24 protein-coding genes are annotated in these 22,743 nt (G+C 69.3%); 16 read left to right on the forward strand and 8 right to left on the reverse strand.

The window, feature by feature from the left end; genetic code table 11:
* Positions 1-66 precede the first annotated feature (66 nt).
* Complete coding sequence (locus tag ACIBL3_RS33145) at positions 67-591, forward strand: hypothetical protein (RefSeq protein WP_396357732.1); 525 nt, start codon at positions 67-69, stop codon at positions 589-591.
* The gene (locus ACIBL3_RS33150; protein ID WP_396357733.1) at positions 548-1,885 is read left to right on the forward strand and encodes an APC family permease; all 1,338 of its coding nucleotides are present in this window, start codon (positions 548-550) and stop codon (positions 1,883-1,885) included. The genes ACIBL3_RS33145 and ACIBL3_RS33150 overlap by 44 nt, the downstream gene beginning before the upstream one ends.
* On the opposite strand, the gene ACIBL3_RS33155 is transcribed toward ACIBL3_RS33150, so the two are convergent.
* From ACIBL3_RS33155 to ACIBL3_RS33170, 4 genes are all read right to left on the reverse strand, one after another.
* The gene (locus tag ACIBL3_RS33155; RefSeq protein WP_396357734.1) at positions 1,851-2,891 is read right to left on the reverse strand and encodes an ABC transporter permease; all 1,041 of its coding nucleotides are present in this window, start codon (positions 2,889-2,891) and stop codon (positions 1,851-1,853) included. The two genes, ACIBL3_RS33150 and ACIBL3_RS33155, sit on opposite strands and share 35 nt — an antisense overlap.
* Positions 2,888-3,772, reverse strand: coding sequence for an ABC transporter ATP-binding protein (locus ACIBL3_RS33160; protein WP_396357736.1), 885 nt, complete (start codon positions 3,770-3,772; stop codon positions 2,888-2,890). Before ACIBL3_RS33160 ends, ACIBL3_RS33155 begins: the two co-directional genes overlap by 4 nt.
* The gene (locus ACIBL3_RS33165) at positions 3,769-4,161 is read right to left on the reverse strand and encodes a GntR family transcriptional regulator (protein ID WP_396357737.1); all 393 of its coding nucleotides are present in this window, start codon (positions 4,159-4,161) and stop codon (positions 3,769-3,771) included. The genes ACIBL3_RS33160 and ACIBL3_RS33165 overlap by 4 nt, the downstream gene beginning before the upstream one ends.
* A gap of 72 nt (positions 4,162-4,233) precedes the next feature.
* A complete protein-coding gene (locus tag ACIBL3_RS33170; protein WP_396357738.1) occupies positions 4,234-5,544 on the reverse strand; it encodes a cryptochrome/photolyase family protein in 1,311 nt (436 codons plus the stop codon).
* 125 nt (positions 5,545-5,669) lie between these two features.
* On the opposite strand from ACIBL3_RS33170, the gene ACIBL3_RS33175 reads away from it, so the two are divergent.
* The 10 genes from ACIBL3_RS33175 to ACIBL3_RS33220 all read left to right on the forward strand — a co-directional run bounded on the left by ACIBL3_RS33175 (position 5,670) and on the right by ACIBL3_RS33220 (position 13,638).
* Positions 5,670-6,374 (forward strand): metal-dependent transcriptional regulator, encoded by a 705-nt coding sequence (locus ACIBL3_RS33175; RefSeq protein ID WP_396357739.1) that lies wholly within the window; start codon positions 5,670-5,672, stop codon positions 6,372-6,374.
* 247 nt (positions 6,375-6,621) lie between these two features.
* Positions 6,622-7,401, forward strand: a complete 780-nt coding sequence (locus ACIBL3_RS33180; protein WP_396357740.1) for a class I SAM-dependent methyltransferase — start codon at positions 6,622-6,624, stop codon at positions 7,399-7,401.
* A 42-nt stretch (positions 7,402-7,443) separates the two neighbouring features.
* Entirely contained in the window at positions 7,444-8,820 is a 1,377-nt protein-coding gene (pabB, locus tag ACIBL3_RS33185; RefSeq protein WP_396357741.1) for an aminodeoxychorismate synthase component I, read from the forward strand.
* Complete coding sequence (locus ACIBL3_RS33190; protein WP_396357742.1) at positions 8,817-9,509, forward strand: aminotransferase class IV; 693 nt, start codon at positions 8,817-8,819, stop codon at positions 9,507-9,509. The genes pabB and ACIBL3_RS33190 overlap by 4 nt, the downstream gene beginning before the upstream one ends.
* Positions 9,510-9,594: 85 nt before the next feature.
* Complete coding sequence (locus ACIBL3_RS33195) at positions 9,595-10,506, forward strand: SPFH domain-containing protein (protein ID WP_396357743.1); 912 nt, start codon at positions 9,595-9,597, stop codon at positions 10,504-10,506.
* Positions 10,507-10,515: 9 nt separating this feature from the next.
* Positions 10,516-10,725 carry a hypothetical protein gene (locus ACIBL3_RS33200; RefSeq protein ID WP_396357744.1) on the forward strand — a complete coding sequence of 70 codons (210 nt, stop codon included), beginning with the start codon at positions 10,516-10,518 and terminating at the stop codon, positions 10,723-10,725.
* The gene (locus tag ACIBL3_RS33205; protein WP_396357745.1) at positions 10,718-11,461 is read left to right on the forward strand and encodes a GPP34 family phosphoprotein; all 744 of its coding nucleotides are present in this window, start codon (positions 10,718-10,720) and stop codon (positions 11,459-11,461) included. The genes ACIBL3_RS33200 and ACIBL3_RS33205 overlap by 8 nt, the downstream gene beginning before the upstream one ends.
* Positions 11,462-11,552: 91 nt before the next feature.
* Entirely contained in the window at positions 11,553-11,912 is a 360-nt protein-coding gene (locus ACIBL3_RS33210; protein ID WP_396357746.1) for a GntR family transcriptional regulator, read from the forward strand.
* A complete protein-coding gene (locus ACIBL3_RS33215; RefSeq protein ID WP_396357747.1) occupies positions 11,912-12,868 on the forward strand; it encodes an ATP-binding cassette domain-containing protein in 957 nt (318 codons plus the stop codon). The genes ACIBL3_RS33210 and ACIBL3_RS33215 overlap by 1 nt, the downstream gene beginning before the upstream one ends.
* Positions 12,865-13,638 carry a hypothetical protein gene (locus tag ACIBL3_RS33220; protein WP_396357748.1) on the forward strand — a complete coding sequence of 258 codons (774 nt, stop codon included), beginning with the start codon at positions 12,865-12,867 and terminating at the stop codon, positions 13,636-13,638. Before ACIBL3_RS33215 ends, ACIBL3_RS33220 begins: the two co-directional genes overlap by 4 nt.
* Before the next feature lie 457 nt (positions 13,639-14,095).
* Here the strand turns inward: ACIBL3_RS33220 and ACIBL3_RS33225 are convergent, their stop codons facing one another.
* The 4 genes from ACIBL3_RS33225 to ACIBL3_RS33240 all read right to left on the reverse strand — a co-directional run bounded on the left by ACIBL3_RS33225 (position 14,096) and on the right by ACIBL3_RS33240 (position 19,421).
* Positions 14,096-16,738 (reverse strand): glycogen debranching protein, encoded by a 2,643-nt coding sequence (locus ACIBL3_RS33225; RefSeq protein ID WP_396357749.1) that lies wholly within the window; start codon positions 16,736-16,738, stop codon positions 14,096-14,098.
* Positions 16,739-16,775: 37 nt separating this feature from the next.
* Positions 16,776-17,798, reverse strand: coding sequence for a LacI family DNA-binding transcriptional regulator (locus tag ACIBL3_RS33230; protein WP_396357750.1), 1,023 nt, complete (start codon positions 17,796-17,798; stop codon positions 16,776-16,778).
* A gap of 141 nt (positions 17,799-17,939) precedes the next feature.
* Positions 17,940-18,647, reverse strand: coding sequence for an LLM class flavin-dependent oxidoreductase (locus ACIBL3_RS33235; protein WP_396357751.1), 708 nt, complete (start codon positions 18,645-18,647; stop codon positions 17,940-17,942).
* A 33-nt stretch (positions 18,648-18,680) separates the two neighbouring features.
* Positions 18,681-19,421 (reverse strand): SDR family NAD(P)-dependent oxidoreductase, encoded by a 741-nt coding sequence (locus tag ACIBL3_RS33240; RefSeq protein WP_396357752.1) that lies wholly within the window; start codon positions 19,419-19,421, stop codon positions 18,681-18,683.
* A gap of 111 nt (positions 19,422-19,532) precedes the next feature.
* Between ACIBL3_RS33240 and ACIBL3_RS33245 the strand changes: the two genes are divergently transcribed.
* From ACIBL3_RS33245 to ACIBL3_RS33260, 4 genes are read left to right on the forward strand one after another with little or no spacing between them, the layout of a single operon-like run.
* Positions 19,533-21,029, forward strand: a complete 1,497-nt coding sequence (locus tag ACIBL3_RS33245; RefSeq protein WP_396357753.1) for an AlkA N-terminal domain-containing protein — start codon at positions 19,533-19,535, stop codon at positions 21,027-21,029.
* A gap of 2 nt (positions 21,030-21,031) precedes the next feature.
* Positions 21,032-21,586: a GNAT family N-acetyltransferase gene (locus ACIBL3_RS33250; RefSeq protein WP_396357755.1), complete on the forward strand. Its 555-nt coding sequence runs from the start codon at positions 21,032-21,034 to the stop codon at positions 21,584-21,586.
* Positions 21,583-22,071: a methylated-DNA--[protein]-cysteine S-methyltransferase gene (locus ACIBL3_RS33255; RefSeq protein ID WP_396357756.1), complete on the forward strand. Its 489-nt coding sequence runs from the start codon at positions 21,583-21,585 to the stop codon at positions 22,069-22,071. The genes ACIBL3_RS33250 and ACIBL3_RS33255 overlap by 4 nt, the downstream gene beginning before the upstream one ends.
* A gap of 27 nt (positions 22,072-22,098) precedes the next feature.
* Positions 22,099-22,656 (forward strand): YdeI family protein, encoded by a 558-nt coding sequence (locus ACIBL3_RS33260; RefSeq protein WP_396357757.1) that lies wholly within the window; start codon positions 22,099-22,101, stop codon positions 22,654-22,656.
* Positions 22,657-22,743: the final 87 nt, after the last annotated feature.

Below are 22,743 nucleotides of genomic sequence, written 5' to 3' on the forward strand. Positions count from 1 at the left end.
ATGGCCGTTGCAATTTCTGCAACGGACGTGTTTCACTGGCGGAAACCACGTTCTGGAGGGACCGCCATGACTCTTCCGTACGCCGAACCACTCGTCCGCCTGGAGCCGCAGCCGCGGGTGATCCCGGAGCCGCCGCGGGTCGGGGAGCCCGGCGGTGACCCGTGCGGTCTGTGCGACTGGCTGGCGAACTACGAGCAGTCCGAGCACGAGCCGCCGCTCTGGGTCGACGACGACTGGGCGCTGTGCCGCGCAGCCGATGTCACCATCCCCGGTGTGGTCTGGCTGGCCAGCCGCGGACACCACGACTCGTTCGCCGACCTGCCCGACCGGGTCGCAGCGAGTTACGGGCCGGTGGTTGCCAGGGTCGAGCGCGCGATCCTCGCACTGGGCGACATCGCGCGGGTGCACGTCTATCGTTGGGGCGACGGTTCGGCCCACTTCCACGTGTGGTTCTTCCCGCGGCCGCTCGGCATGCTCGAGGCCCGCCGGGAGATGCTGCCGCTGTGGGCGGACCTGCTGCCCGAAGCGCCAAGGGAGGTCGTCGCCGATGCCGAGCGGAAGATCGCTGCGGCGATGGCGGCGGGCGACTGAGATGCCGTCCACCCCGCCTGAAGCCCAGCCCGAGCCGCACGCGCAACCCGCGTCGCAGACCCAGCCGTCGTTGGCGCGGCGGCTCGGCTTGACCGACGCGGTCGTGATCGGTGTCGGCTCGATGGTCGGAGCTGGGGTGTTCGCGGTCTGGGTGCCGGCCGCGCAGGCAGCGGGATCAGGGTTGCTGCTCGGGCTGGTGATCGCCGCGTTTGTTGCCTATTGCAACGCGGTGTCGTCGGCGCAGCTTGCGGCGGTCTACCCGGTGTCCGGCGGGACGTACGTCTACGGGCGCGAGCGGCTGGGGGAGTGGTGGGGGTTCGCGGCCGGGTGGTGTTTCGTCATCGGCAAGACCGCGTCGTGTGCGGCGATGGCGCTGACGTTCGCGACGTACGCCGTACCGGGGACCGAGTGGCTGCAACGGCTGCTTGCTCTCGCGGCTGTCGTCGCGCTCGCTGCGGTGAACTATCGCGGGGTGACCAGGACCGCCCGGCTGACCAGAATCCTGGTCTCGTGCACCCTCGCGGTGCTCGCCGTCGTCCTGGTGCTGCTCTTCACGAACGGCTCACCCCGGGAGCTGCCGGCGCTCTCCGACACCTCGGTCTACGGAGTGTTGCAGGCGGCCGGCCTGCTGTTCTTCGCGTTCGCGGGCTACGCGCGGATCGCGACGATGGGCGAGGAGGTCCGCGAACCCCAGCGGACCATCCCGCGAGCGATCACCATCGCGCTTCTCATTGCCATCGGCATCTACCTGCTCATCGGCATCGCGCTCCTGAGAGTGCTCGACCCGGCGACGACGACCGCGCCACTGGCCGAGGCTGTCGACGCGGCCTGGGCCGAACCAGTGGTGCGGGTCGGCGCTGCCCTCGCCAGCCTGGGCGCGTTGCTCGCCCTGATCGCCGGCATCGGCCGGACCGCGCTGGCGATGGCCCGCAACCACGATCTCCCCGGCTGGCTGGCCGCCGTACATCCGCGCTTCCAGGTCCCGCACCACGCCGAGCTCGCGCTCGCCGTGGTGGTCGGGATCCTGGTGCTCACCACCGATCTGCGCGGCGTGATCGGCTTCTCGTCGTTCGGCGTACTGCTCTACTACGCGATCGCGAACGCGTCCGCGTTCACCCAACCGGCCGATCAGCGTCGCTGGCCGCGCGCCGTCAACGTGCTCGGCCTGGTCGGGTGCGTCGTGCTCGCGGTCACCCTGCCGTGGACCTCGGCTGTGGTGGCCGCCGCCCTGCTCGCGGTCGCCCTGCTGATACGACGGCTCAGGAAAGGTCGCTCCGGATCCGCCAGAAGCTGAAGCCGGTCAGGCCGAGTGCCAGCAGCATGAACAACCCGAACTCGCGCCACTGCAGTGCCCAGAAGGTATCCGCGGTGAAGTACTTGATGTGCTGGTGATACCCCTCGTCCGCGAGCCGCTGGTAGCAGGCATCCTGCTCTTCCGGAGTGCTGATCGGGCCGTGCGGGTCTCGTGGCGCACATTTGATCGCCCAGCCCGGCAGGGAGCTGATTTCCTGCCCAGACTTGTCGACGGTCTTGTCGGAGAACTTCCAGGCCCCGACGGACCCGCTCGCCACCTCCAGTTGCCTGAGCGTTGGATCCATTCGATCGCCGGTCATCATGAAGCCGCGCACGTTGTCCTTGGTGAGGGTGATGTTCTGCTCCGTCGGCGCCATCAGGTGCGGCCGGACGAAGGTCGGCGTGAGGATCTGCACCAGGATCACGGCAGCCAGTGTGACCGCGAGCGCGACGAGAGTCCGCCGTACGACGAGGCCGACGGCGACCCCGAGAGCGAACGCGAAGGCGGCGTACCCGATCGGGACCAGGCCACGGCCGGAGAACACCGGCGGGAACATCCGCGGCAGGTAGGTGTTCGACTCCTGGCCGGCGTTGATCGCGTCGTCGATCGGGTCCGACCACCAGGTCACCGCGAGGCTGAGCAGGCCAGTGATCGCGATCGCGGACAGGCCGGCGAACCCGACCTTCGTGGCGAGCCAGCGCCGCCGGCCGATGCTCTGGCTCCAGACCAGCCGGTGCGTCCCGATCTCCAGCTCCCGCGCGATCAGCGGTGCGCCCCAGAACGCCCCGACCACCGGTGGTACGGCGTACAGCAGCGCCTGGCCGATGTAGTACAGCTGCGGGTTGAGCCGCTCGAACGACAAGTTGCGGATGAACCCCGTGGTCAGTCGCCGGTAGTCGTCGGCGAGACCCGGTCCGGTAGCGATCAGGAAGCCGACGGCCACGGCGATCACCGCCGCGACCACCAGGAACTGGACACGGAACTGCCGCCAGGTCAGCCAGATCATCGCTGCACCTCCAGAACCGGACGCTCGGGCTTGGCCGCGACATTGCGGCTCATGTAGGCCAGGACCAGGTCCTCGAGCGTGAGTTGGGTGACGTTCCAGGCCGGATCGAGGATCGGCCGGTCGGTCCGGATCAAGAACGTGGACTGCCGGTCCGTGTGGCTCTCGGTGACCACGTGCTGGTCGCGCGGCAGCTCCTTCGCGCTCTTCCGCGGCCCGGTGAGCCGGTGGTGCGTCGCCAGCAGCGTGTCGATCTCGCCGCTGACCTGTACCCGCGAATCGACCAGCACGATCAGGTAGTCGCAGGCGCGTTCCAGGTCGGAGACGAGGTGCGAGGACAGCAGGACGCTCAGCTCCTGCTCGGCGACTGCCTCCATCAGATCCTGCAGGAACTCGCGCCGGGCCAGCGGATCGAGCGCCGCGACCGGCTCGTCGAGGATCAGCAACTCGGGCCGCTTCGCCAGTCCGAGCGTCAACGCGAGCTGCGCCCGCTGCCCACCCGAAAGCTTCCCGGCGCGCTGCTTCAGGTCGAACCCGAGCCGCTGAACCCGTTGCTGCGCAAGGGAATCGTCCCACGCCGGATTGAGCCGGGCGCCCAGCTTCAGATGATCGGCGACACTCAGCCGGCTGTACGTCGGCGTGTCCTGCGCAACGTACCCCACCTTCGCCTGCTGTGCCCCGGCCGGCGCCTCCAGCACCTCGACCGACCCCGCGGTCGGCGTCAGCATCCCCACCGACAGATTCAGCAGCGTGCTCTTACCAGCACCGTTGGGCCCCACCAGCCCAACCACATGCCCCGAGGGCACCTCCAGCTCACAGTCGGCCAACGCCCACCGCCGCCCATACCTCTTCCCCAGCCCGTGGGCCCGCAGAACCGCGGTCATGCTATTTCCTCCTCAGAGGCGGTCCGAAAGGTTGTCATGAAGAGGGCCTCGATGCTTTCGTCGTCGAGGCCGGCTTTGCGGGCTTTGGTGAGCCAGCGGCGGAGGTCCTGCCGGAGCGGGCCGTGCGCGGCGAGCGTGTTGTCGGTCAGCGTCCGGGTGACGAAGGTGCCGCGGCCGGGACGGGCCTGGACCAGGCCTTCGTGCTCGAGCTCGCGGTAGGCCTTGAGCACCGTGTTCGGGTTGATCGCCAGCGCCGCGACCACGTCCTTCACGGTCGGCAGCTGGTCCCCCTCCCGCAGCAGCCCGAGCCGCAGCGCGTTCCGGGTCTGCTGAACGATCTGCTGGTACGGCGAGACCCCCGACCGGCCGTCCAGATGGAACTCGATCATCTACAACCCCATTCATCTAGGTAACTAGCACTATAGGGGTATGCCGCTGGACCGAGTCAAGAGCGAAGGGGTTCAGCGGATGGCGTCGTACCGGCGGAGCGCCTCGCGGCGGGCCTCGGCGTGGTCGACGACCGGGTCCGGGTAGCCGTCGGCGCCGCCGTGCTTCCACGGTTCGTGGGCGGACTTGCCGTCGAGGTGCCGCAGTTCGGGCACCCAGCGGCGGACGTACTCGCCGTCCGGGTCGAACTTGGTGCCCTGACCGACCGGGTTGAAGATCCGGAAGTACGGCGCCGCGTCCGCGCCGCAGCCGGCCACCCACTGCCAGTTCAGCGAGTTCGAGGCGAGGTCGCCGTCCCGCAGCGACCGCATGAACCAGCGGGCGCCGTACTTCCAGTGCACATGCAGGTCCTTGACCAGGAAGGACGCGACGACCATCCGGACCCGGTTGTGCAGGAAGCCGGACTCCGCGAGTTGCCGCATCCCGGCGTCCACGAACGGGAAACCGGTCCGTCCCGCGCACCAGGCGTCGAAGAGCTCGCCGGGTTCGTCGTACTCCATCCGCTCGAACTCCGACCGCAACGGCTTCCACGCGGCCTGCGGGTTCCGCGCCAGCAGGTCGGCGCAGAACTCCCGCCAGGCGAGCTCGCGCCGGTACGCCTCCGCGCCCGCGCTGCGCTTGCGGGCCAGGTCGGCGAGCATCGTGCGCGGGTGCAGCTCGCCGTACTTCAGCGGGACCGACATCCGTGAGGTGCTGTCGAGATCGGGCCGGTCGCGCTCGTCGTCGTACCGCACGACCTCCTCCAGGTAGTCGTGCCAACGCTTGAGCGCAGCCTGCTCGCCCGCGTCGTCGACCGTTGTCTTGGGCAATGACTCACCGTCGAGGCCAACCCAGCGTACCTTCGAGGGCGCATCGACCGGTTGCCGCCACCCATGGTCCAGCCACGCGCGGAAGTACGGCGTGAACACCTGGTAGAACCGGTCTTGCTTGTTGAGCACCCGCCCCGGCGCGACGGCGTACGGCGATCCTGTCGCCACCAACGGACAGTCGAGAGCCTCCTCGACCGCGGCATCACGACGACGCCCGTACGGCGCATGGTCCGCGCTGATGTGGACACTCGCCGCGCCGACCTCCTTGGCGACCGCGGGGACCACGTCGGCAGGGTTTCCCCGCCGTACGACGAGCTTGCCGCCGATGGACTCGGACAGGCTCCGCAGTGAAGCGGTCAGATGCTCCCGTCGAGCCTCGCCGGCCGGATCCCAGAGCGCGGGATCAAGCACGAACAAACCCACCACGCGCCCGTCCCCGGCAGCGACCGCGTCCAGCAGCGCCGGGTTGTCCGCCAGCCGAAGATCCCGCCGAAACCACATCACTGCCGGTGCCATCACCTCATCCTGGTGCCCAGCACCGCCTGTAAGCGAACTGAGATGTCCGCGACTGTGCGTGTCGCGGACCGGTGGCGTTCACCGGAATTGGGTAAGGCTTGCCTGCATAGGCGAGAATGGTTTTCGTGAGCGAGCTGATCGATACCACCGAGATGTACCTGCGGACCATCTACGAGCTGGAAGAAGAGGGCATCCTCCCGCTGCGCGCGCGGATCGCCGAGCGGCTGCACCAGTCCGGTCCGACGGTCAGCCAGACGGTGGCCCGGATGGAGCGCGACGGGCTCGTCACGGTCGAGGGTGACCGGCACCTCGAGCTCACCGACGTCGGCCGCAAGCAGGCGACCCGGGTGATGCGCAAGCACCGCCTCGCCGAGCGGCTGCTGGTCGACGTGATCGGGCTCGAGTGGGAGGACGTGCACGCCGAGGCCTGCCGCTGGGAACACGTGATGAGCGACGCGGTCGAGCTCCGGCTGCTCAAGATCCTGAACCACCCGACCGAGTCGCCGTACGGCAACCCGATCCCGGGTCTGGAGGAGCTGCTCAACGAGGGCGAGGCGAGTGGCATCGAGGAGTTCCGGATCGGCGTGGAGCCGCTGGACAAGGTGCTCGACCAGGCCACCGGCGAGAGCGTCCGGGTGCTGGTCCGCCGGATCGCCGAGCCGGTCCAGACCGACGACGGCGCGATGGCGGTGCTGCGCAAGGCGGGCGCGCTGCCGGGCCGCGAGGTTGACTCCACCCTCGATGCCGACGGTGTGCTGGTCGGCAGCCGCGACGCCGGCGGCGTGATCAGCGATGAGACGGCCGGGCACATCTTCGTGAGCCGGGTCTAAGAGGGGGTCTGGGATTTCTGCGCCTACTGCGCGGCGCTCGACGGGCACATCGCGGCGTTGGAGGACGAGGCACGGAGAACCCCACTCCGAGCCTCGCCCTCCGCCTTGCGCTGCACTCCGCCGAGCACCTGCTCGCGACGGCGCAGAAATCCCAGACCCCCTCTAACGTTCAAAGCTGTATTAAGACTGCGCACGCTCAGCGCTCGATGCTGTACAGGGTGTGTGCAAGAGGTAGCCTCTGTCCGCGATGCCTGAGAACGAGATCGACTGGCCGGCGTACCTGCGGGAGTTCCACACCGCGACGCCGGGCAGCACCGAAGCCCTGCTGTCCCGCGCGGTAGCAGGCGACCACACGCCGTACCGCTGGCTGGTGCGCGCCGTCTCCGGTGAGGCGCGCCGGGTGCTCGACCTCGCGTGTGGCAACGGCCCGGTCGCCCGGGAGCTGTACGGGCGGTGGGTCGTCGGTGTCGACAACAACCCGGCTCAGCTCGCTGGTGCGCCGGGTCCGAAGGTCCAGGCGGACGCGCTGCACCTGCCGTTCGCGAACGAGGTCTTCGACGTCGTCACCTGCTCGATGGGCCTGGCGGTGCTGCAGCCACTCCCCGCTGTCCTGTCCGAGGCGGCTCGGGTACTGCGGCGGGGCGGCGTACTCGCGGCGATCGTGCCCGCCGTGCGACCGCTGCGGCGCGGTGACATCCGCACGCTGAGCGGGCTGACCACGCGGCTCAGGTCGACTCCGCAGTTCCCTGCCGGTGGCGAGATCACCGAACTGAAGGACAAGCTGCACCACGCTGGCTTCCACGTGATGGAGAGCCAGCGCGAGCGGTACGTCTACCTGATCCGCACCCGCGACGACGCCCAGCGCCTGGTCAACGCGCTCTACCTCCCCGGTACGCCGGACGCCCGCCGGGACACCGCCGCCGGCTGGCTCGCCGACCGCGCCGAGTCGAAAGACGGCCTCGAGGTCGCCATCCCGATCCGCCGAATCACCGCAATGCGCACGAAGCTTGCACTGACCGGCACTTGATCGCGGGAGTCCAACCGGGCCCACGGTAGGTAACGTGTGCCTGTGAGTGCGCTGCGCTGGTTCGTGCGGAGGGTGGATCGGGCGCTCGACGGTGAGACGGTCTACCGCGAGCTGCTGGCCGGTGAGTCCGTTGCGTTCTGGCTGGACGGCAGCCTGACCGATCGGGCGGTTCGCCGGGTCTCGGTGCTCGGTACGACGCTCGGCGCCGACGCGGAGGTCGTCGTACGGGCCGTTGCCGACGGCGACGTGTTCGCGGAGTTGCAGGGGCTGATCGCGGACCGGGCTGCCCGGCTGGACGGCGTACCGGACGAGCTCGCCGGGCTGTTCAACGGCGGGTACGTCGGGTACTTCGGCTACGAGCTCAAGGCGCTGACCGGGGGAGCCGCGGCGCACGAGTCGCCGACGCCGGACGCGTTGTGGATCTGGGCGAACCGGTTCGTCGTCATCGACCACGACCGGGACACGAGCTACCTGGTCAGCCTCGACTCGGCCGACGACGGCTGGCTGGACCGGGCCGCGCGGATCGCCTCGCACTGGTCGATGGCCGAGGTCGAGCCGCCGGCCGTCGCGCGACTCGACCTCGAAGCGCACCTGGAGCAGGACCGGGCGACGTACCTGGCCGGGGTCGGCAAGTGCATGGCCGCGCTCGAGGCCGGGGAGACATATGAGGTCTGCCTGACGAACCGCGTCCGGCTGCCCGCCGTACCGGAGCCGTTCGACTTCTTCCTCTGGCAGCGCGCGCACAACCCGGCGCCGTACGCCGCCTTCCTCCGGTACGGCGACCTCGCGGTGGCCAGCTCGTCACCCGAGCGGTTCCTGAGCGTGGACGCGGACGGCTGGGCCGAGTGCCGGCCGATCAAGGGCACCGCACCGCGGGACCCCGACCCGATGCAGGACAAGCTGGCCGCGAAGGCGCTCGCCGAGGACGAGAAGACCCGGGCCGAGAACCTGATGATCGTCGATCTGATCCGCAACGACCTCGGCCGGGTGAGCGAACCGGGGACCGTGCACGTCCCGCAGCTGATGCAGGTCGAGAGCTACCGGACCGTGCACCAGCTCGTCACCACCGTGCGTGGCCGGCTGCGGCCCGGGGTGTCCGCGGTCGACGCGGTCCGGGCCTGCTTCCCGCCGGGGTCGATGACCGGGGCGCCGAAGATCCGGACCATGGAGATCCTCGACGGGCTCGAGGACAGTGCGCGCGGGGTGTACTCGGGGGTGCTCGGCTACCTGACCTTGGACGGGCGGGCGAACCTCAGTGTGGTGATCCGTACGGCGGTCTTGACGCCGTCGGAGACCGTGATCGGCACGGGGGGTGCGATCGTGCTCGACTCGGACCCGGTCGCGGAGTACGACGAAATGGTGCTGAAGGCAACGGCAGCCGTGGGCGGGGACGCCGCGGCCGAAGGGTGGGGGAAATGAGTGGTTTGCAGGTGGCGGATTCGTTCCTGGTGGCGAACGGGAAGGCTCGGGGGGTAGAGCTGCACCGGGAGCGGTTCGTCGGGTCGTGCGCGGCGGTCGGCGTCGACGCTTCGGCGTTCTGGGCCGAGCAGATCGGCCGGCTGCCCGGGTTCGGGCGCTGGTTCCCGCGGTTCGAGTTGAAGGACTCGGGTGAGCTGGCCGTCCAGCTCCGGCCGGCGCCGCCGATCGGGGGTCGGCTCCGGGTCGTCGTCCACGACGGTCCGGATCCGCGGACGGCGCCGCGAGTGAAGGGCCCGGATCTGGAGTTGCTCGGCAAGCTCCGGGAGACTGTGGCCAACCGCGCCGACGAGATCCTGCTGCTCGACCAGGACGGCACCGTGCTGGAGGCGGCGTACTCCGCTATCGCCTGGTGGGACGACGACGTGCTGTGCTTCCCGCCGGCCGACCGTCCACTGCTCCCGTCCGTCACGGCCAAGCTGCTCCGCCGGATCGCCCAGGCTCAAGGTGTCGAGGTCGCCGAACGCGCGGCCACTCCCGCCGACCTCCAGTCCTGTGAGGTCTGGCTGCTCAACGCGCTGCACGGCATCCGCCCGATCCACGCCTGGTCCGACTCCGCGATCGACCCGCTCCCCAACTCCCAGTCGACCACCTGGCAACAGCGCCTGACCGACCTCGCCCAACCGCTGTAGCACGCGCCGCTGCCGCAAGGCGGCGGAGCTGTGTTGAAAAAGTGATATCACAATGCTACCTTGAGGCTATCGAGAGGAGCTTGTGATGGCGGACTTGGATGTTGCGGTCGAGATGCCGGCCCCGAAGGTGACCGAGCGGGCGGCCCGGGAGATCAACGGGTGGCCGATGGCCGCGCTCGCGTTGGTGCTGGTGATCGTCGGCGTGGTGCTGTTCGTCCTCGGAATCGGGAACGGGCAGGGCGCAGTGGTCGTGATCTCCATCCTGGTCTTCCTGGCCGGGCTGATCGTGGCCGGTGGGCTGACGCCGGTGGCGCCGGGCCGCGCGCGGGTGCTGCAGATCCTCGGTCGGTACGCCGGGACGATCCGCACCGACGGGCTGCGTTGGGTGAACCCGATCGCCACCCGCAAGGAAGTGTCCACCCGGATCCGCAACCACGAGACCGCCGTTGCCAAGGTCAACGATGCCGACGGCAACCCGATCGAGATCGCGGCAGTGGTGGTCTGGCAGGTCGAGGACACCGCGCAGGCGACGTTCGAGGTGGACGACTTCGTCGAGTTCGTCGCGATCCAGACCGAGACCGCGGTCCGGCACATCGCCAACAGCTACCCGTACGACGTGCACACCGAGGACGGCGCGCTGTCGCTGCGGGACAGCACCGACGAGATCACTGAGACGCTGTCCACCGAGATCTCCGCCCGGGTGCAGGCCGCCGGGGTCCGCGTGATCGAGTCCCGGATCACGCACCTGGCCTACGCGCCCGAGATCGCCCAGGCGATGCTGCGCCGTCAGCAGGCGGGCGCCGTCGTGGCCGCTCGCCAGCGGATCGTCGAGGGCGCGGTCGGCATGGTCGAGCTCGCCCTGGCCCGGCTCTCCGAGCATGAGGTCGTCGAGTTGGACGAGGAGCGCAAGGCGACCATGGTCAGCAACCTGATGGTGGTCCTGTGTGGCGATCGGGATGCCCAGCCGGTCGTGAACACCGGCACGCTCTACCAGTGAGCGGCCGCCGTGGCCGTCGAACGCAAGAAGATCCTGCTCCGGCTGGATCCCGTGGTGCACGACGCGCTGGCCCGCTGGGCGGCCGACGACCTGCGCAGCACCAACGCCCAGATCGAGTACCTGCTCCGCCGGGCGCTCGCCGACGCCGGCCGGCTCCCGTCCGGAGTCGGTAAGATGCGCCGGCCGGGCCGCCCGTCCAAGGAGGAAGACGATGACTGAAGTCGCCTCAGGCAACCATCTGACCCTGGTGCGTGGCACCCGCGGGACGCTGCCGCGACGGCCGCCGGTTCGTCGCCGTCAGGTCGCCGCGCTGGGCAGGGTGAAGGCCCCGGACGCCTTGGCTGCAAGGATCTTCCTGCTCGCCTACGACCCGTCGACGGGCCGCCTGACCGGCCGGTGGACGAGGCTGGGAAGAACTCTCCCTGCGGCCGCGCTCATTGACCTGCAGCTCAGCGGAAACCTTGCCGACGACAACGGCCGGGCCCGGCTGACCAAGGCGGCCGACCCGGTCGACCCGGTCCTGGCCGCGGTGCTGAACGACATCCGCCGGATCGGTCCGCGCAAGTGGCGGACCTGGATCGACCGCCGCCACGGCCGGATCGTCCGGGAGGTCCGGGACGAGCTCGAACGTGCCCGCCTGATCAAGGTCGAGCACTACCGCATCCTCGGCCTGTTCCCCGCCGACCGCATCACCCTGCGGCACCCGCTCGTACGGCGTCAGCTCCTGCGCAACGCGACCGACACCCTCCGACCCGCCCGGCTCGTCACCCGGGTCGACCTCCGCGACGCCGCGGTCATCTCCTTGGCCGCAACCGGCGACCTCCACACCGTCCTGACCAAGGATCAGCGCAAACGCCACAAGGATCGCCTCGCGCAGCTCGCCGTACGGGTCGGCCCGGTCGTCCCAGCCCTGAAGAAGGCGCTGCAGCAGTCGCACTCGTCGGCCGGTGGCTGACCAGCCCAGTCGCTGTTGACCCGGGTGGGTGCTATGGTTCGTTACTCAAGTAATGAACCTAAGAACCTGTCGTGGCCGAGAGGAGGCCGGGATGTTCGACGATCGGAGTCCGATCTACCTGCAGATCGCCGAGCAGATCAAGAACGACATCGTCACCGGCGCCCTCGCCGAGGACGAGCAGGTGATGTCGACGAACCAGTACGCCGCGTTCTACCGGATCAACCCGGCCACCGCGGCGAAAGGTTTCGCCCAGCTGGTCGACGAGGGCGTGCTCTACAAGAAGCGCGGGATCGGGATGTTCGTCAGCCCGAACGCGCGCGAGCTGCTCCGCACCGGCCGGCGGGACTCGTTCTTCGCCGACGTGGTCGACCCGATGATCCGCGAGGCCACGGCGATCGGCGTACCACTGAAGGACGTCGTCCAGCACATCCGAACCTACGGGGACGCGTGATGACCAACCGCACCTTGGAAACAGCCGAGCTCGCGCGTACGACGGACGTCGAGCCACCGCTCGCGGCGCGGACGGAGAACCTGTCGGTCCGGTTCGCCGGCGAGTCCGCGCTGGACCGGCTCGACCTGCGGCTGGCGCCGGGCAAGATCCATGGCCTGCTCGGCCGCAACGGTTCCGGCAAGAGCACGCTCGCGGCGACGCTGGCCGGCTTCCGGCAGCCGGACGAAGGTCGCGTCGTGATCGACGGCGGCCACCTCGGTACGGCGGCCGAGCCCTACGAGAACGCGGTCGTCACCAGCCGGATCTGCCTGATCCGCGAATCGGGCGACCTGGTCGCGTCGGCGCCGGTCAAGCACGTGCTCGGTCTCGCCGCCAGCCTGCGCCCGTTCTGGGACAGCGAGCTCGCCGGTGACCTGCTGGACCGCTTCGAGGTGCCGACGAACAAGAAGGTGCACAAGCTGTCCCGCGGTAAGAAGTCCGCGCTCGGCGTCGTCCTCGGGCTGGCCAGCCGCGCGCCGCTGACCATCTTCGACGAGACCTACCTCGGTATGGACGTGCCGTCCCGCAATCTGTTCTACGACGCACTGCTCGCCGACTACACCGAGGTGCCACGCACGATCGTGCTGTCGACACACCTGGTGAGCGAGGTCAGCACGATGCTCGAGGAGATCGTCATCCTGGACAACGGTCGGCTGGTCACCCAGGCGCCGGTGGACGCGTTGCGCGGTCGTGGCGCCTCGATCGTCGGGCCGGCGACGGTGGTGGACAGGTTCACGGCCGGGCTCACCGTGCTCGCGGAGGAGCGGCTCGGCGGCACCAAGTCCACCACCGTGCTGGGCGACCTCGATCCTGACCTGGTCGCCGAGGCTGGTGCAGCCGGGCTCGAGATCGGGCCGGTGGGACTGCAGGACCTCTTCGTGCATCTCACGTCCAACGGCAAGGGAGTCCGCCGGTGACCGCGCTCGACAAGGCAGCCCCGGCGTACGCGCTTCCACGTGGTGTCACTGCGACTCACCGGCTGCGACAGGCGCTGCTGGCGATGGTGGTCGGCACCCGGCCGGCAGTGATCGGGTACTGGGCCGTCATGCTGGTGTCGTTCACCGCGATCGGTGTCGGGTTCCTGATCGCCACCGGCGGTCTCGACCAGAGCATGTGGGACTTCGGAACCCAGTCGCCGAAGTACTTCTCGATGGCGATGGGCATCACGCTGACCCCGGGGTTCTTCACCCTGCTGATCGCGCAAGGTGTGACCCGGCGGATGTTCTCCGTTGCCGCAGGCATCTATCTCACCGGCGCCGCGCTCGCGACCGCGGCGTTGTGGGTGCTGGTGTACCAGGTCGAGCACGTCGTCTACAGCGCGCAGGGGTGGTCGCAGGCGCTGCAGAACCCGCACCTGTTCACCGACACGTCACAGCGCGGGCTGATCTTCACCGAGTTCTTCCTGCTGATCCTGTCGCACGAGGCGGCCGGCTGGCTGCTCGGCATCACGTTCTACCGGTTCGGCTTCTGGCGCGGCGTGCTGATGCTGCCGCTCGCGGTGATCCCGGCGGCGGCCGCCGAGTTCTTGTTGATCGCTCAGTGGCTCGCCGACGTGCTGAGCCGCCTCGACTACCATCGTCCGGCACTCGCTGTCGCCGCACCGTCCATCCTGGTGGTCAGTGCGCTCGGGTGCTACGCCGGCTACCTGCTGCTGCGGCCGATGGGACTCAAACCGTCGAAGAGCTGAGCCGACTTATACACAGGGGGTGTGTATAAGTCGGGGGTTACCTGTGGATGGTTCCGGTATCACTGTGGATGACACGCGCCAGGTGGCGATTTGACGAAATCTCTCGGCAGGAAAGGGTTGTGCGGCCCCCTGCGACAGCGGTAAAAATGTCGACACGCCGCTTCTGATCTGAGCGGCGGGTCGAGCGGAAACCGAGGACCCAGGCGGTGGGGATCCCCACCGAGGTAGACCGGTGACGGGGTCTGCCGGCCCCACGGATTCGTTCGGGAGGCTGGAGACGTCACCTTCCTTCAGCTATTGCGGGGCCCCTCCGACTCATACTCGGAGGGGCCCCGCTTCCTTGTGCTTCACCGGTACCGGCCGGTGCCGTTAACCCACGACACAAGCCGGCCGGCGCACAGAACGGATGTGCGCCGGCCGGCGGTCCGGGGCCTGAGTCAGGGAGCCCGGAGTTCAATCAATTGAGTGTGATCTTCAGCGCCGAGGACGAACCGCGCGCCGCAACGTGCACCTCCACCCCACGCGTCGTGGTGACGAGCTGGTACGACGCCGAGCTGCCGTCCAGCGTGACACTCTTGACGGTCGCACCGGCTGGCAGTACGGCGCCGATCGTGAACTTCGCGCCGACCCCCTTGACCGTCACATCGGTCCGCAATTCCTTACCTGCAAGGCGTGCGGACACATCGACAGACCCGCGACCGAGCCGGATGTTGCTACCGGCCACCTTCTGCTGGCCCTCCGGCAGCTGCGGAATCACCGCGACCTTGCCGTGCCCGAGATCCGGCGCGACACCGAGTTGCTGGTGCACGACCGGCCACAGGATGCCGTACGCGCCCCACGCCTGGAGTGCCATCGAGCGGTCGTAGAACGGCCGGCCGATGTTCGCCGGCGAGTCGGGCGACGGTGCGATCTCCGGCATCGCGCCCGGCGTCTCCCAGACCGACGGGTCGAGCTGGATGCGCGCGTTGCCGGTCGTGTAGACCTGCTGCTGGTCCTGGCCCAGCCGACCGAAGTTGCCCTCAGCAACAGCCATGATCGAGGTGTTCAGGCCGAACATCGCCCGCTCGCTCCTCACCTGCGAGACGATCGGGTCACACGACGGTCCAGGATTGCCGGCCGGGTCGGAGGTCGGTCCGGTGCCGGTGTGGTACAGGCCGAACTCCCCTGTGAAACAAGGCCTCTCGCGCTGCTCGAGCGCGATCTGTCCGTGCTCGGCCGACGCCAGCGGGGACGCCGGCTGACCGGGCCGGGTCAGGACGGCCTCCATCGGAGTGACACCGATCCAGTGCCGCTGGAAGATCGGTGTGTTGTCGTTGGCCGGATTCGCGGGGTCGTCGACCGAGTCGGCGTACCCCATCGCCTGCGGGACCCACCACTGCGCCTCGAAGCGGGACTCGAGGTCGTTCGCGCGGGCGGTCGCCCACTGCTGGACCGTGGTGTCGCGCTTGGAAGCGGCCAGGTCGGCGAGGTCGCGCAGACCGCGGGCGAGGTAGACGGTGCTGTCGAGCTTCTCGACACCCATGCCGGCTCGCTCGACGTTCGCGAGGCCCTCCGGCCAGCCGTCGTTGTCCTTGTCCAGCTCACGGTAGACGTACTGCAGGTTACGGACGCTGAAGTCGTACATCGAGTCGCGGAACCTGTCGTCACCGGTCCACCGCCACAGCAGCGCGACCGCGCTCGGGAACTTCACCGTCTCGTCGGTGTTGCCCGCGCTCTGGTTCGAGCCGAAGTACACGTCACCGGTCGGGACCACTTCGTGCGCGACCTTGCCGCTGCGGTTGTTCAGGATGTCGCTGATGTCCCGCAGCGCGCGCAGGTGCTCCTTCACGGTGTCGAACTGGCCTGCCGCGACCGCGGCGAACGCCATGTACTCACCATCGGTCGCGAAGAGCCACGGGTAGTCCGGGAAGCCCGCGCCGAACCAGCGCGCCGCCTCGACGGTGCCCACCGGTGCCGGGTAGTCCCTGCCCTCGTTGACGTCCCGGATGCGCAGGTTGCGTGCCTCCTGCACGGAGTCGGCGAGGTTCTGCTTGCTCCACTCGACACTCTGCTGCAGTAGCCGGTCACCAGGCAGGTCCACCGCGGACAGACTGTCGATCTCCTTGCGGTCCCGGATCTTTGCCTTGAGCAACGCATCCGGGCTGCTCAGGGCACGACGGTACTCGCGTTGCGCCGCCGACGTACCGTCGTCCGACCCGGCCACGGCGAACCAGATGGTCTTCGATTCACCCGCCGCCAACTTCACGTCGTATGTGAGCCGGCCGCCGGTGCCCTTGCCGACCAGCGAGTCGTCGCAGCGTGCGGGCGTCGTACCGTCGGCCGGGCAGATCACTGCTGGGTCCTGCGGGCCACGGTTGTTCGGGCTGAGGGCGTGGCTCGTCGGACGCAGGGACGATCCGACGAACGCGGCGTAGTCGTGCTCGGTCGCGTTCGGGTACGACGGCGTGCCCTGCTCACGGAACCGCAGCGAGCCGTCCGCGTAGGCGCCCGTGTCCGGCAGGTTGGCGGCGGCAGCGCTCGGGGTCGTCCAGCCCCACGGGTACGACGCCATCAGCTCGGAGTGCGCGTCCACGTCGAGCTTGACCGTCTTCGCCGTACCGGACTCCAGTGTCAGGCCGACCAGCGTCGCCCGGATGCCGTCCGGGACGAAGTCGGTACGGCGGACGCTGACGTCGCCGGTGTAGTCGATGCGGCTGTAGCCGTGGCCGCTGGTGTACTTCTGCGCGGCCACGTCCTTGCCGAGCCAGGCGCCGTCGAGGCCGAACCACAGGCCGTCGAGGAGCTTGATCGGCTGGGTCCAGAAGCCGCCCATCTCACCGCGGATGTGCCACCCGGCGGCGGGGTACAGGCCGGTCTCGTCGCCCATCGCGTAGGCGCGGTCGCCGACGACCAGTGACCGCCGGTCGGCCAGCCGGGTCGTCTCGGAGAGCTCTGATGGTTGGACAGTTGGTCCGGCGCTGCCCTGGGACGGGGGCGAGCCGGCGGTGGCGGAGGCGGTGCCGGCCAGGATCGTGGCGGCGGCAAGCAGCGTGACGCCGGCCGTACGCCGGGCCCGGCGCGGTGGCGCTGTGCTGCGTCTGACGGTTGGGCGGGGAGACATGGCGGGTCCTCCTTCTCGCGGCGCGCGTGCACCGCAATCAGCCAGGGGCTGAACTACCCCTGATCACCAGTTCGGGTTGCAGCAGGCGTTCGGTCGGCATGCCGTTCGGCGTGCCGGTGAGACTCGGGGTCTTGGTGAGAATGGCGATCAGCTCGGCGGCGATCTGGTCCATCGGTTGCCGGAGGCTGGTCAGGCCGGGGGAGACGACCGAGGCGAGGGGGGAGTCGTCGAAGCCGGTGACGCCGACGTCGACGCCCGGGGTCAGGCCACGGTCGCTCAGCTCGCGGTGCGCGCCGAGCGCGAGAATGTCGCTCAGGGCAACGATTCCGTCCGGCGGATGGTCGCTGTCCAGCAGCTCGGCGGTGGCTCGGGCGCCTTCGTCGATGCTGTCCTCGGTGCAGCGAGCCGCCAGCCCGGCGGTAGTCAGCCCGAGCTTCTTGCAGCGGTTGCGCCAGCCGGTCAAGCGGTCCTCGGCCAGGCCGGACGACTTCGGCCAGCTGAGGAACGCGATCCGGCGGCGGCCGCCGTCGTACAGGTGCTGCACAGCCAGCGCGGACCCGGCGGCGCCGTCGACGTCGACCCACGGTCCGGGCTGGGTGGTCTGCTTCCACACGCGGCCGAAGGACACGAACGGGATCTGCTTGTCCTTCAGCCAGCCGTGCCGCGGGTCGTGTGTCTCCGTCTGCGAGAGCACGAACCCGTCGACCAGACGACGGGCGTGCAGGTCGTCGTACACGGGCATGCCGTCGACGGCTGCGGGGGCGGTGAACAGCAGGATGTGCCGGCCGCTCGTCTCCGCCGCGGCGCAGAGCGCGTGCAGGAACTGGTCCATCACCAGGTGGGTCTGGTTCGGCCAGCTCGGGACGCAGTAGCCGATCAGCTCGACCGCGCTGGTGCGCAGGCTGCGGGCATTACGATTGGGCCGGTAGTTGAGCAGCTCGATCGAGCGATTCACTCGTTCGAGCGTGTCGGGCCGGAGGCGATGGGGTGCGTTCAAGGCGTTCGACACCGTCTGCACCGACACCTCGGCGTGGGCGGCGACCTGCTTCAACGTAGCCACCGCAACCTCCCACAGATGTTTTGAACGTTAAAAACATCCGCAGTCTCCCTCCCGCCCCGCCCGCTGTCAACGCCTCGGCGGCCCCTGCCTGATGATCGCGACAGTCTCCGCCGCCGACGCCGGCGCCATCCACCGTCCCCATCAGGTCGCCCCCGCCACCGCGAACTCCGCAGGGTCACCACCGCTGACCTTCACGTCGAAGGATCCGTCACGCTCGGCGAGCAACGCCCGGACGTCGTCCGGCGTGATCTGCTGCGACGCGTCGGTCGGCCCCTTGTAGGCGCAACTCCCGTCCCAGCGCAGGATCCGGCGCCGTACGGCGGGAACCAGCATGTTCCCGCCGACCCAGATGGGGATGCGTGGTGTCTGCACCGGTCGAGCCGTCAGCTGAACGTGGTCGAGGTGATAGTGCTTCCCGGCGAAGCTGAACGGCTCGCCGGTCCACAGTCCGTCGATCACCTCGAGCCCCTCGTCGAGCAGCTCGGCCAGCACCTTCGGGTCGCCGTCGCCCAGGAACGGGTCGCCGGGATCCCCGATGCCGACACCGAGGACGAACCGCCCGTTCGACAGGTGGTCCAACGCCACTGCCTCGGCCGCGACCTTCCAAGGCCGCCGCCGAGGCAGTGGTGTCACCGTCGTACCGATCCTGATCCGCGACGTGGCCATCGCCATCGCCGCCAGGCAGATCCACGGGTCGTACGTCGGCTGCGTGGTGTCGCCCTGGTAGACGAGGTAGTCCTCGAGGAACATCGCGTCCCAGCCGGAGTCCTCGGCTGCCCGCGCGAGCTCGGCGAGCCCGCGCGGGTCACGTCCAGGTCCGACCGCACCAACCGTCACCGAGTAGCGCATGCCGACGACGTTAGCCATCGGTACCGACAACTCTCAGGCGGTGTGGCCGCCGTCGATGGTCAGTTCGGTGCCGGTGAGGTAGGCCGCGTGCGGGCCGGCCAGGTAGGTGATCGCGGCGGCGACCTCGGTGGTGGTGCCGAAGCGGTCGAGGGCCAGGTCGGCGATCTGGGCCTCGGCGAACGGGCCGTCCGCCGGGTTCATGTCGGTGTCGATCGGGCCGGGCTGTACGACGTTCGACGTGATACCGCGTCCCCCGAACTCACGGGCCAGCCCTTTGCTCAGGCCGACCAGCGCGGCCTTGCTCATCGCGTACAGGGTCATGCCGGGGCTGGTGACACGGCCCGCGGCGCAGCTGCCGAGGTGGATCAGCCGACCGCCGTCCGACAGCTTCGGTGCGGCTGCCTGCGCGGCGGCGTAGACACCGCGGATGTTCACCGCGAGCACCCGATCGACGTCCTCCAGAGTGAAGTCGGTCATCGGACCGATCGCGCCGACGCCGGCGTTGCTGACCAGGATGTCGAGACCACCCAGTCGTTCCGCGGCCTGCGCAACGCCGTCCGCGACTGCGCTTGCATCAGCCGCGTCCACCGGCAACGCGTAGGCGCGCCGACCGAGCGCCTCGATCTCCTTCACCACCTTCGTGGCCGCGTCCGGAGAGCTGTTGTAGGTGAGCGCGACATCCGCGCCGCGCTCGGCGAGGGCGATCGCGGTCGCCGCGCCGATCCCACGGCTGCCGCCGGTCACGAGTGCCTTCTTGCCAGTCAGTTCGTTCATGTCATCCAGTTCACCCGGAGCAGCAGGCGGACTCTGGCGAGAAAACGACCCCGGATCCTGGCGTCGTTTTCCCGCGATACCTCCATGTCGCAAAACCGCTAGAGACTGTCGGTGGCAGCAGGGATGCTGGAGAGCGTGTACGAGTGCAGAGAGCGGTGCATCCGCGCGGTCCAGTCGAAGGACGCGCGGTTCGACGGGTGGTTCTTCACCGCGGTGCTGACGACGAAGATCTACTGCCGGCCGAGTTGCCCGGTGGCGCCGCCGAAGGTGGAGAACATGCGGTTCTACCCGAGCGCCGCCGCCGCGCAACAGGCCGGTTTCCGCGCCTGCAAGCGCTGCCGCCCGGATGCCAGCCCGGGTTCACCGGAGTGGAACGACCGCGCCGATCTCGTCGCCCGTGCGATGCGGTTGATCGCGGACGGCGTCGTCGACCGCGACGGCGTACCAGGGCTTGCCGGCCAGCTTGGCTACAGCGTGCGCCAGGTGCAGCGACAACTGCAGGCTGAGCTCGGCGCCGGTCCGCTCGCGCTCGCGAGGGCTCAACGGGCACAGACCGCGCGCCTGCTGATCGAGACCAGCGAGCTGCAGATGGCGGACGTCGCTTTCGCCGCCGGGTTCTCCAGCGTGCGGAACTTCAACGAGACGGTCCAGGAGGTCTTTGCCCTCCCGCCGACCGAGCTGCGCCGAAGGGCCAGGAAGGGTACGGCGACCTCCGCACCGGGCACGATCTCGCTGCGGCTCCCGTTCCGCGCCCCGCTGACACCTGACAACCTGTTCGGCCACTTGATCGCAACTGGTGTGCCGGGAGTGGAGGAGTGGCGCGACGGGCACTACCGGCGCACGCTGCGGCTCCCGCACGGCCATGGTGTGGTCGCGTTGAAGCCGATGCCCGACCACATCGCCTGCCAACTGTCCCTCACCGACCAGCGTGACCTCGCGATCGCGATCAGCCGCTGCCGCCGGATGCTCGACCTCGACGCCGACCCGATCGCGGTCGACGATCTGCTCAGCAGCGATCCGGTGCTCGCGCCGTTGATCGCGAAGGCGCCGGGTCGCCGGGTTCCACACACGGTCGACGGCGAGGAGTTCGCCGTACGGGCTGTGCTCGGGCAGCAGGTGTCGACCGCGGCAGCGCGGACGCATGCGCATCGACTGGTGTTGCAACACGGGGAGCCGATCGACGACGCGGCCGGTGGGCTCACGCATCTGTTCCCGACCATGGAGGCGCTGGCCGGGCTCGATCCGGAGACGCTGGCGTTTCCGAAGTCCCGCCGTACGACGCTGATGACCTTGATCGGGACGTTGGCCGCGGGGGAGATCGACCTCGGGGCCGGCGCCGACTGGGACAAGGCACGCGAGCAGTTGAGCGCGCTGCCCGGGATCGGGCCGTGGACGGTCGAGTCGATCGCGATGCGGGCGCTCGGCGACCCGGACGCCTTCGTCGCCAGTGATTTGGGTATCCGGTACGCGGCTCGTGATCTAGGCTTGCCCGAGGCCCCCAAACCCCTGACCGCCCACGCGTTCGCGTGGCGGCCCTGGCGTGCCTACGCGGTGCAGTACCTGTGGGCCACCGGAGACCACGCGATCAACAAGATACCCGCGGAGTGAGAATGACCGAGCTGACCACCGACCGCCTGCTGCTGCGCCAATGGCGCGAGTCCGACCGCGAGCCGTTCGCCGCGCTGAACGCCGACCCGGCGGTGATGGAGCACTTCCCGTCGCTCCAGTCCCGGGAAGTGAGCGACGCCCTGATCGATCGGAACATCCCCGTGATCGACGAACGCGGCTGGGGTCTGTGGGCCCTCGAGGTGCGCGAGACCGGCAGGTTCATCGGCTTCACCGGGTTGTCGGTGCCGAGCTTCGAGGCGCACTTCATGCCCGCGGTCGAGATCGGCTGGCGACTCGCGAAAGAGGCCTGGGGCAACGGTTATGCGACCGAGGCGGCCCGGGCGGCGCTGGCGCACGGGTTCGGTCCGGCCGGGATGGAGGAGATCGTCTCGTTCACCGCCACCACGAACCTGCCGTCCCAGCGGGTGATGCAGCGGATCGGCATGACGCACGAGGAGTCCGGCGACTTCGACCACCCGCGGCTGCCCGACGGCCATCGGCTGCAGCGGCACGTCTTCTACCGGATCGACCGCGCGCAGTGGGAGGCGACGCGGTGACCTATGCGCTGACGGACAGTCCGCTCGGCCCGCTCATGTTGGTCGAGGTCGAGGACAAACTCGCCGGCGTCTACATGGAGCAGCACCGGCACCGCCCGGCGATGGAGACCTTCGGCCACCGCGACGACTCGGTGCTGCCCGCGGTCGCCGAGCAACTGGCCGAGTACTTCGAGCACGGCCGGACGACGTTCGACGTACCACTGCACCTGGCCGGCACACCCTTCCAGCAGCGCGTCTGGACGGCGCTCCAGGACATCCCGTACGGCGAGACGACGACGTACGGCGACCTCGCCCGAACCCTCGGCCTGGTCCCGGGGGCATCCCGCGCGGTCGGGCTCGCCAACGGCAAGAACCCGATCAGCATCATCGTCCCTTGCCATCGCGTCGTCGGCTCGACCGGCAGCCTGACCGGGTACGGCGGCGGACTCGAGCGCAAGCAAGCCCTGCTGGACCTCGAACGCGGTCAGAAAGTGCTCATTGGTTGAGCACTTATCTGGCGCATGCTGTCAGGTATGAGCACTGATGTGGACGCGTTGGAACTGACCGCTGACGAGTGGCGGGCCTGGTTGGCCGCGAACGGGCGGACCGAGCGCTCGGTCTGGCTGGTCGTGCACCGCGATGCGGCCGGCCCGAACCTGGCCGAGGCGGTCGAGAACGCGCTGTGCTTCGGGTGGATCGACAGCAAGACCGTGAAGCGCGACGACCGGACGACGTACCAGTGCTTCACGCCGCGGAACTCGCGCAGCACCTGGAGCAAGGTCAACCGCGACCGGGTCGAGCGCCTGACCGCGGCGGGCCGGATGCAGCCGCCGGGTCAGGAGCTGATCGACCTGGCCAAGCGCACCGGTACCTGGGACCTGCTCGCGGACGCGCAGAACCTGATCGTCCCGGACGACCTCGCCGCGGCGCTGGCCGCGAACGCGCAAGCCGACCAGCACTTCCGCGCTTTCCCGCCGTCCGCCCGCCGGGCGATCCTCGAGTGGATCACCCTCGCGAAGCGACCCGAGACTCGTGCGCGCCGCATCGAGCAAACCGTCACCCAAGCAGCCCAAGACCTCCGCGCCCGCTAACCCCTCGCCCGCGAACCCCCGCGCCCGCTGACCCCCTCGCCCGCGAACCCTCTGGTTGGCTGACCCACGAGAGCGTGGGTTCGCCTA

This window comes from Kribbella sp. NPDC050124, from assembly GCF_044460355.1.
In the GTDB taxonomy this organism is placed as follows: Bacteria; Actinomycetota; Actinomycetes; order Propionibacteriales; family Kribbellaceae; genus Kribbella.